This is a genomic window from Thermomonospora sp. CIF 1, assembly GCF_001896795.1.
Taxonomy (GTDB): domain Bacteria; phylum Actinomycetota; class Actinomycetes; order Streptosporangiales; family Streptosporangiaceae; genus Thermomonospora; species Thermomonospora curvata.
The window spans coordinates 1-11,512 of sequence record NZ_MOYN02000020.1 but is presented as its reverse complement, the minus strand read 5'-3'; the positions used below and the strand labels follow the sequence as shown (position 1 = coordinate 11,512).

Sequence of the window (11,512 nt, the reverse complement as noted above, 5' to 3'; positions counted from 1 at the left end):
AATGGGGGATGGGCGGGCTCACACGGTCGCCGCGGTCCGTTCGATGACCAGCGGCAGGCTGGACAGCCCGCGGACGTTGCTGGAGTAGTGCCGCTGCACGCCGCTTTCGTCGAAGCCGAAGTCGGGGAACCGCTTGAGCAGCTCCTCGAAGGCCACCCGGGTCTCCAGCCGGGCCAGGGAGGCGCCCAGGCACAGGTGGCGGCCGAAGCCGAAGCTGACGTGCCGGTCGATGTCGCGGTGGATGTCGAACAGCTCCGGCTCGGGGTATTTGCGCTCGTCGTGGACGGCCGACCCGGTCAGGAGGATGACGCGCTGGTCGGCCGGGATGGTGACGCCGTGCAGCTCCACCTCGCGCGTGGTCCAGCGGCCCTGGTAGTGCGAGGGCGGATCCCAGCGCAGCATCTCCTCCACCGCGTTGGGGATCAGTGACGGGTCGGCCACCAGCTCGCGGCGCTGGTCGGGGTACCAGGTCAAGGCGATGGCGCCGTTGGGGATGAGCTTGGCGACCGTCTCGTGCCCGGCGAAGGCCAGCTCCAGGAAACGGAAGGCCAGCTCCTCATCGCTCAGCGAGCGCATCCGGCCGTCCTCGTCCTCCACCTGGGTGTTCATCAGCAGCGTGATCACGTCGTCGCCGGGGTCGCGGCGGCGTTCCCGGACCAGCCCGGCCAGCAGCTCCCACAGCTCGGCGCCGGCCCGGTAGGCGTCCTCGGGGGTGCCCTCCTCGGTGCGCGCGGCGATCCGGTCGCTGAGCTCGTGGACGCGTTCGCGCAGCGACACCGGGATGCCGATCAGCTCGCTGATGACCTCCAGCGGCAGCCGGAAGGAGAAGTCCTGCACCAGGTCGAACCGGTCGGCATCGCGCACCCGGTCCAGCAGCTCGGCGGCGGTGGCGCGCACGAACGGCTCCAGCCGGGCGATGCGGCGGGGGGTGAACATCCGCGCCACGATCTTGCGGTGCAGGGTGTGCTCGGGCGGGTCCTTGACGATCAGGAACGGGGCGCCCCGGTCGACGCCCTCGATGGTGACGCCGTGCGCGCTGGAGAAGGTGTCGGTGTCCAGGTGGGCGGCGATGACGTCCTCATAGCGCGACAACGCCCAGAACCCGATCTCGGGGTTGTGGTAGACGGGCGCCTCATCGCGCAGCCGTTTATAGACGGGGAAGGGGTTGTGCACGATCTCCCGGTTGAACGGGTTGTACTCAACCATGGGCGGCTCCTTGCTCGGGGGTGGCGGCCTGCGCCGGCGGCAGACCCGGGGGGCTGTCGAAGGGGCCGGTGGCCGGGGACGGCGAGCGCAGGGCGAGGTGGCCGAACCCGGCGCCGGGGCGGGCCGGCCGCGGTGGCGATCACTCCGGGGAGCGGGCGGCCGATGCCGGCGGCGGCCCCGGCGGTCACCGGCCGCCCGCCCGCCAGAGATCTGCTGTTCATCGGGTACCCGGCCTTTCCGCAGCCCCAGGGCCGGTCAGAGGCGCTCGGCGATGGCCTTGATCTCCAGGTACTCCTCGAACCCGGCCACGCCGCTCTCCCGGCCCACCCCGCTTTGCCGGTAGCCGCCGAAGGGGACGTCGGGCCCGTAGAACAGGCCGCCGTTGACCGAGATCGTCCCGGTGCGGACCCGGTCGGCGACCGCGCGGGCGCGCTCGGCCGAGGCGCTGATCACCATGCCCGACAGGCCGTAGCGGGAGTTGTTGGCGATCCGCACCGCATCGTCGTCCCCGTCGTGCGCCAGCACGCACAGCACCGGGCCGAAGATCTCCTCCTGGGCGACGGTGGCGTTCTCGTCCACCTCCGCCAGCACGGTCGGCTCCACGTAGTAGCCGGTGGGCAGGTGCTTGGGGACGCCGCCGCCGAGCACCAGGCGGGCGCCCTCGGCGACGCCCTTGTCGATGTAGCCCAGCACCCGCTCCCGCTGCCGCTCGTTGATCAGCGGCCCCATGAGGGTGCCCGGGTCGGCCGGGTCGCCATAGGGCCACTCGCGCAGCGTCTCCACCAGCATCTCCAGGCCCTCGGCGTAGCGGGAGCGCGGCAGCACCAGCCGGGTGAGGATGGCGCAGCCCTGCCCGGCGTGGGTGGTGATCTGGAAGGCGGCGTTGCCGACCACCGCGCGCATGTCGGCGTCGTCCAGCGCCAGCAGCGCCGACTTGCCGCCCAGCTCCAGGAAGACCTTCTTGATGGTGGCGGCTCCGGCGGCCATCACCGAGCGGCCCACCGCGGTGGAGCCGGTGAAGGAGATCATGTCCACCCGCGGGTCCTCGGCCAGCAGGGCGCCCAGCTCGTGCCGGGAGGAGGGCACCACGTTGAGCACCCCCGGCGGCAGGTCGGTCTCCTCGGCGGCCAGCCGGCCCAGCAGCGTGGCCGTCCACGGGGTGTCGGGGGCGGGCTTGAGCACCACGGTGTTGCCGGCGGCCAGGGCGGGACCGATCTTGGCGAGGTTGATCTGCATGGGGAAGTTCCACGGCGTGATCGCCCCGACCACGCCGATCGGCTCGCGCCGCAGCAGCCGGCGCGAGCGGATGCCGTACGGCTCGGCGACCCCCAGGTCGGTGGTCCACGCGTAGTTTTCGGCCAGGTCGGCGACCCAGCCGAGCCCTTCGATGGGGGAGTCGAGCTGGGCGCCGTGGGTCAGCGTCACCGGTGAGCCGGCCTCGGCGACGATGGTGGCGCGCAGCCGTTCGGCGTGCTTGGTCAGCGCCTGCTGCAGCTGGCGCAGGCAGTGGACGCGAAAGCGCACATCGCGCGGCCAGTCGGTTTCGTCGAAGGCGCGGCGGGCGGCGGCGATCGCGGCGTCCATGTCGGCGGCGGTGCCGTCGGCGGTGACGCCGATCTCCTCCTCGGTGGCGGGGTTGACGTTGGGGAAGACGCCTCCGTCGCGGGCCTCCACCAGCCGTCCGCCGATCAGCATCCGCTCTTCGCGCGCGATGTCTGCCTGCCCGTCCGCCATCGCGGCCCCTTCCGGTCGACGCGGCACCGCCGGCCCGATTTGAAAACTTAATGATATATATTATCGGCAAAATTCAGGGCCGCCAATGGCGCGAGAGTGCGGGTCCGTCCCGGCCACCGAGGAGGCGTCGATGCGCTTCGCAGACAGAGTCGCCATCGTCACCGGCGCGGGTCAAGGCATAGGCGAGGCGTACGCCAAGGCCCTGGCCGCCGAGGGCGCCAAGGTCGTGGTCGCCGACCTCAACGGCGAGCAGGCCGAGCGGGTCGCCAAGGAGATCGCCGCCACCGGCGGCACCGCCCGTGCCGTCGTCGTGGACGTGGCCGACCCCGCCAGCGCCCAGGCCATGGCCGACGCCGCCGTCGCCGCGTACGGGGGCATCGACTACCTGGTCAACAACGCCGCCATCTACGGCGGCATGCAGATCGAGTCCCTGATGAAGGTGGACCTGGGCTACTACCGCCGCTTCATGGCGGTCAACATGGACGGCGCGCTGCACTGCACCCGCGCCGTTCACAAGGCGATGCGCGAACGCGGCGGCGGCGCGATCGTCAACCAGTCCTCCACCGCCGCCTGGATGGCCGGCGGCTTCTACTCCATCGCCAAGGCCGCCCTCAACAGCCTGACCGTCAACCTGGCCGCCGAGCTGGGCTGGATGGGCATCCGCGTCAACGCCATCGCCCCCGGCCCCACCGACACCGCCGCCACCCGCCGGGTGGTGCCCGCCGAGCTCATCGACCCCATGGTCCAGGGCCTGATGATCAAACGCATGGGCACCCCCGCCGACCACGTGGGCGCGCTGAAGTTCCTGCTGTCGGACGAGGCGAGCTGGGTGACCGGCCAGATCATCGCCGTCGACGGCGGCCACATCGTCCGCCTCTGAAACACCCCCTCGTCCTTCCCGCCCGCCTACGCTGACAGAGGGCGCGGCGCACGGAGCGAGCCGAGGAGAAGAAAGGCATGGGCGATCACTCTCACCACCACGGCCACGGCAAGGACCTCGACTGGAACGCCATGGGCGAGTCCATCGAACTCCGCGCCGAGGTCTACCGTCCGCTGTATGCGCAGATCATCGACGCCGTGCGCGAGCGCATGCCCGACCCGTCCCTGGTCATCGACGCCGGCAGCGGACCCGGCGTGGTCAGCTGCGCCCTGGCCGAAGCCTTCCCCCGCGCCGAGGTCGTCGCCCTCGACAACGCCCCGGCGCTGCTGGAACGCGCGCAGCGGCGCGCTGATGCGGCGGACCTGCGCGTCCGCACCCTGCTCGGCCAGATCCCCGACGCCTTCGCCGGCTTGGCGGGGGCCGATGTGGTCTGGTTCGGCCACTCCCTGCACCACGTGGGCGACCAGAAGGCCGCCCTGGCCGCCGCGGCGCGCGCCATGGCCGCCGGCGGTCTGCTCGTCCTGCTGGAAGGCGGCCTGCCCGCCCGCTGGCTGCCGCGCGACATCGGCATCGGCCGTCCCGGCCTGCAGGCCCGGCTGGAGGCCGCCCGGGAGGAGTGGTTCGCCGCGATGCGCTCGGCGCTGCCCGATGCCCGGCACGAGGTGGAGGACTGGCCCGCCCTGCTGGCCGCCGCCGGCCTGAAACCCGCCGGCACCCGCAGCTTCCTGCTCGACCTGCCGGCCCCCGTCCCGCCGAAGGTCCGCGACCACCTGATCGCCATGCTGGAACGCGAACGGGAGGCCACCGCCGAGCACCTGCCGGCCGAGGACCTGGCCACCCTCGACCGCCTGCTGGATCCCGACGACCCGGCGGGACTGCGCCGCCGCCCCGATGTGTTCCTGCTGGACGCGCAAACCGTCCATTTCGCGGTCAAGGAGTGACCCACCGCCCGGGACGGCCGCCCGGCCGCGGGGGACCTTCCGCCACGGCCCGCCCTCCCGTGGGCCGGGTTCCCTGGACGGGCCGGGCACCCGTTCGGCCAGGATGTTCTCATCGACTGCGCTGGGGCCGCTCAGGGGCGTCCGCTCGATCACCCCGCCCAGGTCTGGCGCTTCCGCGACAAGTTCGGCGTGGTGATCCTCAACGCTTGCGGGCGGACCGGCCCGGCGGGCTGTGGGGCCACCCCGACCAGACCGAAGGCCCGGCCGTCTTCGCCGGAAAACGCGAGCCCCGCCGGACGGTGGACTGAGCCTCTCCCGGGCCGCAGCCGGGGCCGAGGGACGTCCCGGAGTCAGGGTTTGACGGCGATCCGGCCGGTGTCGATGCGGATGAGCAGCAGGCGCTCGCCGGTGCGCTCGAGGAACTCGTCGGTGGCCTTGCGCGCGCCCTTCCAGTACCCGTAGTCGTCGATGATGAGCACGCCCCCGGAGACCAGGCGCGGATACAGGTGCTCCAGCTCGTGCTTGGTCGAGGCATACCAGTCGGTGTCCAGCCGCAGCAGCGCGATCTGCTCGGGCGCTTTGGCGGGGACGGTCTCCTCCACCGGGCCCTGCACATAGTGGATCCGCTCGGCCGGGTAGGGCACCTGGGCGAACCCCTCCTGGACGTCCTCCAGTGAGGCGTAGGCCCACACGCCGGCGGTGCGGTCGGAGGCGGCCAGCAGGTGGGCGGCGGAGCGGCCGTCGTGCCGCAGGTCGTGCCCGGACGGCGGAGGCATGCCCTCGAAGGTGTCGAACAGGTACAGGTCCCGGGAGTGGTCGCCGGCCATGTCCAGCGTCCGCGCCACGGCGTGCATGCTGCCGCCCCGCCACACCCCGCACTCGACGATCGCGCCGGGCACCGCATGGTCGTGGATGTAGCGGGTCGCGGTGATCAGGGCGTGCAGCTTGGCGTTGCCCGTCATCGTGTACGGGCGGACGGCTTTGATGATGGCGCGGTAGTCCTCATCGAAGTCGGCCGGGAACTTGTCTTTTCCGGCCTTCGGACGCTTCTTCTCCGCCTTCGGAGGCCGCTGCGGAGCCGCGGCCTTGGTCAGCCGGTATCCGGTGACCGAGGCCAGTATCCGGTTCGTCCGCCTCCTCCATCCGCTCACCTCCACATGACATCACGGGGAAGGCCCGTCGCACGGGGACGGAGGAGTAAAGGCACGTCCGGATCTTGTTCCTGGTCTGTTTGCCGGCGCCCCGCCCGGCCGGACTCACCGGCCGCCGAGGCCGGGGGAGCGGCGCTCGGCGAAGGCGCCCATGTCCTCCCGGAATCCGGGGCTGTGCGAGCCGAGCTCCATCGCATGCGCCTCGTCGGCCAGGTGGCGGTGCAGGTCGTTGCCGGGCGCGGTGCTCAGCGGCGCCTGGCCCACGTGCACACCCTCGCGAGGTGCTGTGCGTCCTGGGGCTGCGGGCCGCGCTGAACCGGGGACGGCCGCCCGGCCCCGAAGGTTCGATCATGAGGCTGCTCATGGCCCGCCGCGCCCGGGCCGCCGCCGGGCTCGCCCTGGCCATCGAATGCTCTTGAGCCTGCTGGCCGGCCTGACGCCCTCGAGCGCGGTGCCTGGCGGCAGCGGCCGCGGCACCGGCGAAACCCGGCGCCTCGCCATCGCTGAATGGATCTTGGGACTGCCCCGAGAACGATCGCCCGGCCGTGACGTACCGTTCCGGGAACTGATCACCCGACGAGCCGAGGGGGAGTGATCACATGCCCATCCCCGAGGGGCAGCCGATCATCGACACGATGATCGGGTTCCCGATGCGGGACCCGAAGCAGGCCTACGCCCACATCACCCGGCAGACCAAGGACGCCGAGTCCAGGGAACGGCTGAAGATGCCGGCCGGCTACATGTTCAAGGACATTCCCGACCACGAGGGACTGCAAGAGGACCCGGTCGCGGTGACGCTGGCGGAGATGGACAAACACGGCATCGCCGTCGGCCTGGTCGGCCTCCGCAGCGAAGAGGGCAGACGCGCGGTGCGCGAGCACCCCGACCGGTTCGTCGGCTGCCTGAGCGTCGATCCCAACAAGGGCATGGACGCCGTCCGCGAGATCGTCGCCATGCACGCCGAGTACGGCATCCGCGCCGTGGACGTCTTCCCCGCCGGGACGTTCCCGCAGGTCGCCATCAACGACAAGAAGATGTACCCGATCTACGCCAAGTGCGTGGAGCTGGACCTGCCCATCTTCGTGTGCGCCGGGGTGCCCGGCCCCCGGGTGCGGATGGAACCGCAGAAGGTGGAGTACCTGGACGAGGTCATGTACGACTTCCCCGAGCTGACCCTCGTCACCCGCCACGGCTGCGAGCCCTGGACCGACCTGGCCGTCAAGCTCATGCTCAAGTGGCCGGGCCTGCACTACTCCACCAGCGCCTTCGCCCCCAAGCACTACCCGCGCGAGATCATCGACTACGCCAACACCCGCGGCGCCGACAAGGTCCTTTACGCCGGCTACTTCCCCATGGGCCTGACGCTGGACCGCATCATGCGCGAGCTGCCCGCCGTCCCCTTCAAAGACTCGGTGTGGCCGAAGTTCCTGTACGACAACGCCGCCCGCATCCTCAAGCTCACCTGAAGTCACCCGGGCGGGAGGCCGCCCCGCGGGGGACGGCCTCCCGCCCGGGCGGTCAGCCGGCCGGCAGGGTCAGGCGGGCGTTGGTCATCTTGACCGTGCCGGGGACGGTGGCGTCCCAGTACAGGGGGTCCTTGGTGTCGACGACCAGCATGATGCGGTGGCCGCGCGGGACGTCGTAGGCGGTGGCCTGCAACGGCAGGGAGAGGCGGTGGGTGCGGCCCGGCTTGGATGAGCGCAGGGTCGTCGCGTTGTGGGTGATGAGCCGTCCGGTGCCCTTGGCGTCCACGTCGTACAGGTAGGCGATGAGGGTGACGCTCTTGCCGCTGGGGGTGACGGACGCCTGCAGGCGGGGGATGCCGCGCAGGCGGACGGTCTTCTTGCGGGCCGGCAGCGTCCACACCGCGGCGTCGCGGCGGGAGATGCGCTTGGTGGGGGCGGTGATGGGCACGCCGAAGGTCTGCCCGCCACCGCTGAGCAGGGCGATGCCGCCGTTGGCCACGGTGTCCTGACCGGCCCGGAAGGAGCGCTTGGCCAGGGCGGTGGTCACCGGGGCGCGGCGGTAGGACTCCCAGGAGCGGGCGCGTTCGACCTTGCGGCTCCAGGCGACCTCGGAGTGGAGCGAGGGTTCCTTGTCGATGCCGTTGCGGACTCCGCGCAGGTGGCGGTCGAACCAGCGGTGGGCGTCCCGCCAGCCGGCGTTCGGCAGCCCCAGGACGCCGGTGAGGCTGGTGGAGGCGTGGTCCCCGATGCCCAGGCGCAGCCGCTTGGGGCCCTTCAGGCGGCCGAAGTAGTCCAGCAGCTGGTTGGGCGGGAAGAGGCTCTCCCCGTAGGCGTTGAGGATGTAGACCGGCACCTTGCGCTTGTTGATGCCCTGCAGGTAGGTGCGGGGGGAGCGCTCCTTGCCCCACCGGATGACCTGCGGGATGTTGCGGTTGGCCTCGTAGTCGGCCATGACGCGGGCGGTCTGCGGACTGTAGCGCCCCGTCAGCCGTCCCGAGGCGAACAGCAGGTAGTAGATCTGGGAGTGCCGGGTCTGCCCGGCATACAGCGACTCCACCATGTCGCCCCAGGTGTCCATCGCGACGACCGCCGACACCCGCGGGTCCTTGCTCGCCAGCATCAGGCTGATCCCCGACCCGTAGGAGATCCCGCCGAAGCCGATGCGCCGCCGGTCCACCGGCGTGTTCGCGATCAGCCAGTCGATGGCCTTGGACCCGTCGGCGATGTCCAGCGGCCCGGCCACATCGATCCCGCCGCCGGAGTTGAAGAACCCCCGGGCGGTGTAGCTGAGCACGATGTAACCGCGCTCGGCGAACTTCACCGCCTGTGCGATGTACTCGTGGTCCTCCAGCGACCAGCTGGAGATGAACACGATCGCCGGGTGCGGCCCCTTGCCCTTGGGGACGAACACGTTCCCGTCCAGCTTCACCCCGCCCGCCCCGGGGATCGTCACCTCCCGGTAGGAGTACCCCTCGGCGGCCGAGGCCGGTGCGGGCGCGCCGACCATGAGCGCCCCCAGCACCGTCCCCGTCCCGAGCAGCGACATCGCTTTGCGGAATCCACTCAACCCGGCACTCCGATCTCTGCAAGTACCTAGTTACTGATCAATAGGCGCATTTAGTGTGACATAGGTCGCACGGCGGTAGATACGGGGCGGGTGGTGGATGCCGGGCTCCCGCGCACGCCCAACGCTCAGTGACCGCGCGCGGCGACCCGCCGTTTGCGCACGAGCGCAGGCAGCAGGGCCAGCGCCGCCAGGGCGAGCACCAGGTTGCCGGCCAGCGCGACGGTGAAGGCCCCGGCATGGACGTTCGGGTCCGCGGCGGCCTCGTGATCGCCGCCGAGCGCGGCGGAGAAGACCAGGCCGAGGACGGTGACGCCGAGCGACATGCCGATCTGCACGGCCGTCTCGAGCACCCCGCCGGCCGCACCGGCGTCCTCGGCCGGCACGCCGCGCAGCGCGGTGCCGATCAGGAGGCTGACCCCGAGCCCTTCGCCGAAGCCGATCACGGCCAGCGCCGGCAACAGGAGCCGGCCGGTCAGGCCGCTCCCGGCGCTCCAGGCGGTGAGCAGCAGGGCCAGGGTGCCCGCGGCGTTGGCGGCGTACCCGACGGTGAGCACGTGATGGCCGATCCGGGCCTCCAGACGCGGCCCCAGCAGTGAGGCCAGCGCGAAGGCCGCCGCGAGCGGGAGGAAGGTCAGGCCGGCGGCGATCGGCGAATGCCCCATACCGTTCTGCAGCTGCAGCGTCAGAACGAAGAACAGGCCCGCGTTGCCCGCGAAGAAGACCACCGCGAGCGCGTTGCCGGCGGCGAACGCCCGCCGCCGAAACAGCGCGGGATCGACCAGCGGGTCACCGCCGCGCGCGGCCAGAGCGCGCTCCCAGGCCAGGAAGGCGACGGCGGCCGGCGCCGCGGCGATCAGCGAGATCCGGGTCCAGGCCGGCCAGCCGGCCTGATGGCCGAACGTGAGCGGCACCGACAGCAGGAGCAGCGCGGTGCTCAGCAGCGCGACACCGGCCGGATCCAGGCGCGCCCTCCGCCCGGCGGCGCGTCCGGCGGGGAGGACACGGGCGGCGCCGGCCAGGGTGAGCAGCCCGAGCGGGACGTTGACCAGGAACACGTTGCGCCAGCCCAGCCCGAACAGATCCAGGTGGATCAGCAGCCCGCCGATCACCTGGCCGGCGATGGAGGCCAGCCCGATGGTGGCGCCGAAGACGGCGAACGCGATGGCACGGGCCCGTCCGGTGAAAGACGTCTGCAGGAGGGCCAGCACTTGCGGGTAGAACATCGCCGCCCCCACGGCCTGCAGCGCCCGGAAGGCGATCAGCGCCGCCGGGCCGCCGGCGAGCCCGGCGGCCAGCGAGGCCAGCGTGAAGACGGCCGTCCCGGTCAAAAACAGCCTCCGGGCGCCGAACAGGTCGCCCAGGCGGCCGCCGGTGACCAGCAGCAGCCCATACACCAGCACATAGCCGCTGACGGCCAGCTCGACCTGCGCGAACGTGGCGTTCAGCGAGGCCTGGACGGACGGCACCGCCACGTTCACGATGAACGAGTCCATGATCGCCATGAAGGTGCCGGCCATGGCCACCAGCAGTGCCCACAGGCTCTGCCCGCGGATCCGTTCCGTCCCCGGCCCGGGGAGCGGCTCGCCGCCGGCCGCGTTCTGCTCGATGCCCCTTTCCGCCGGGACCTCGGTCGGTGAGCTCATCTTGAGTCCGCTTCCTTTCCGCTGCTTCGGACCCTCAGCACCGTCGTCCCTGCGGCGGGCCGGAACAATGGCGAAGCGGATCACAGCGGATAAGCGAGAGTTATCGATGCTGGAGCGGCACGAGATCGACAGTTTCCTGGTGCTGGCCGAAGAGCTGCACTTCGGACGCACCGCCGAGCGTCTGCGGCTGTCCCAGGCCCGGGTCAGCCAGATCATCGGGAAACTGGAACGCAAGATCGGCGCGCCGCTGTTCGAACGCACCAGCCGCCGGGTGAGCCTCACCCCGCTGGGCGCGAGACTCCATGCCGAGCTGGAGCCGCTCGTCCGGCGGATGGACGCGGCGGTGAAGCGGGCCATCGCAGAGGCGAAGGGGGTCGAGGGCCTCCTCCGCGTGGGATTCCTCGGCTCGGGCGCCGGCGAGCTCACCCAAAAGATCATGGACACGTTCCGGTCCCGGCATCCCGGCTGCGAGATCCGGATGCGGGAGACGCACTTCGCCGACCCGCTCGGCCCCCTCCGCGACGGGGAGGTCGATGTGCTGCTGACCCGCCTGCCGGTCGAGGAGCCCGACCTGACGGTGGGGCCCGTGGTGCTGGCGGAGCCGCGCGTCCTGGCCGTCCCCGCCCGCCATCCGTTCGCCCGCCGCCGGAGCGTCCGCCTGGAGGACCTGGCCCGCGGCACGGTCTTCGGCGTGACCGGGCCGGCACCGCGGTACTGGTGGGACTTCCACGTGCCCCCCAAGACGCCCAGCGGCCGGCCCATCCCCCGCGGACAGTCGGTGGCCACCTTCCAGGAACTGCTCGCACTCATCGCGGCCGGCCAGGGCATCTCCCCGGTCGCCGCCTCCGTGGAGCGCTACTACGCCCGCCCCGACATCACGTTCATCCCGATCGAGGACGCCCCGCCCACCGAGGTCGCCGTGGT

General features: G+C 71.7%; 11 protein-coding genes. 5 read left to right on the top strand and 6 right to left on the bottom strand.

Annotated elements, in window-relative coordinates:
* Positions 1 to 18 precede the first annotated feature (18 nt).
* Positions 19 to 1,206 (bottom strand): cytochrome P450, encoded by a 1,188-nt coding sequence (locus tag BUE48_RS12780; RefSeq protein ID WP_012852924.1) that lies wholly within the window; start codon positions 1,204 to 1,206, stop codon positions 19 to 21.
* 255 nt (positions 1,207 to 1,461) lie between these two features.
* Entirely contained in the window at positions 1,462 to 2,940 is a 1,479-nt protein-coding gene (locus BUE48_RS12775) for an aldehyde dehydrogenase (protein ID WP_012852922.1), read from the bottom strand.
* Positions 2,941 to 3,070: 130 nt separating this feature from the next.
* On the opposite strand from BUE48_RS12775, the gene BUE48_RS12770 reads away from it, so the two are divergent.
* Together BUE48_RS12770 and BUE48_RS12765 are read left to right on the top strand one after the other, a co-directional pair.
* Complete coding sequence (locus tag BUE48_RS12770; protein WP_012852921.1) at positions 3,071 to 3,820, top strand: SDR family oxidoreductase; 750 nt, start codon at positions 3,071 to 3,073, stop codon at positions 3,818 to 3,820.
* A gap of 77 nt (positions 3,821 to 3,897) precedes the next feature.
* Positions 3,898 to 4,761 (top strand): class I SAM-dependent methyltransferase, encoded by an 864-nt coding sequence (locus BUE48_RS12765; RefSeq protein ID WP_286989922.1) that lies wholly within the window; start codon positions 3,898 to 3,900, stop codon positions 4,759 to 4,761.
* A gap of 350 nt (positions 4,762 to 5,111) precedes the next feature.
* On the opposite strand, the gene BUE48_RS12760 is transcribed toward BUE48_RS12765, so the two are convergent.
* The gene (locus BUE48_RS12760; protein WP_148233009.1) at positions 5,112 to 5,912 is read right to left on the bottom strand and encodes a TylF/MycF/NovP-related O-methyltransferase; all 801 of its coding nucleotides are present in this window, start codon (positions 5,910 to 5,912) and stop codon (positions 5,112 to 5,114) included.
* 105 nt (positions 5,913 to 6,017) lie between these two features.
* Entirely contained in the window at positions 6,018 to 6,176 is a 159-nt protein-coding gene (locus BUE48_RS12755; RefSeq protein WP_012852918.1) for a hypothetical protein, read from the bottom strand.
* Between the two features lie 17 nt (positions 6,177 to 6,193).
* Here BUE48_RS12755 and BUE48_RS12750 point away from each other — a divergent pair, with 17 nt between their 5' ends.
* Positions 6,194 to 6,331, top strand: coding sequence for a hypothetical protein (locus BUE48_RS12750; protein WP_286989920.1), 138 nt, complete (start codon positions 6,194 to 6,196; stop codon positions 6,329 to 6,331).
* Positions 6,332 to 6,511: 180 nt separating this feature from the next.
* A complete protein-coding gene (locus BUE48_RS12745) occupies positions 6,512 to 7,378 on the top strand; it encodes an amidohydrolase family protein (protein WP_012852917.1) in 867 nt (288 codons plus the stop codon).
* 52 nt (positions 7,379 to 7,430) lie between these two features.
* Here BUE48_RS12745 and BUE48_RS12740 read toward each other — a convergent pair whose 3' ends face one another.
* Both BUE48_RS12740 and BUE48_RS12735 read right to left on the bottom strand, forming a co-directional pair.
* On the bottom strand, positions 7,431 to 8,924 hold the full coding sequence (locus BUE48_RS12740; protein WP_286989918.1) for a CocE/NonD family hydrolase: 1,494 nt from the start codon (positions 8,922 to 8,924) through the stop codon (positions 7,431 to 7,433).
* A 146-nt stretch (positions 8,925 to 9,070) separates the two neighbouring features.
* The gene (locus tag BUE48_RS12735) at positions 9,071 to 10,588 is read right to left on the bottom strand and encodes an MFS transporter (RefSeq protein WP_286989916.1); all 1,518 of its coding nucleotides are present in this window, start codon (positions 10,586 to 10,588) and stop codon (positions 9,071 to 9,073) included.
* A gap of 106 nt (positions 10,589 to 10,694) precedes the next feature.
* Here BUE48_RS12735 and BUE48_RS12730 point away from each other — a divergent pair.
* A partial coding sequence (locus BUE48_RS12730) for a LysR family transcriptional regulator (protein ID WP_286989915.1) occupies positions 10,695 to 11,512 on the top strand: 818 nt, incomplete at its 3' end.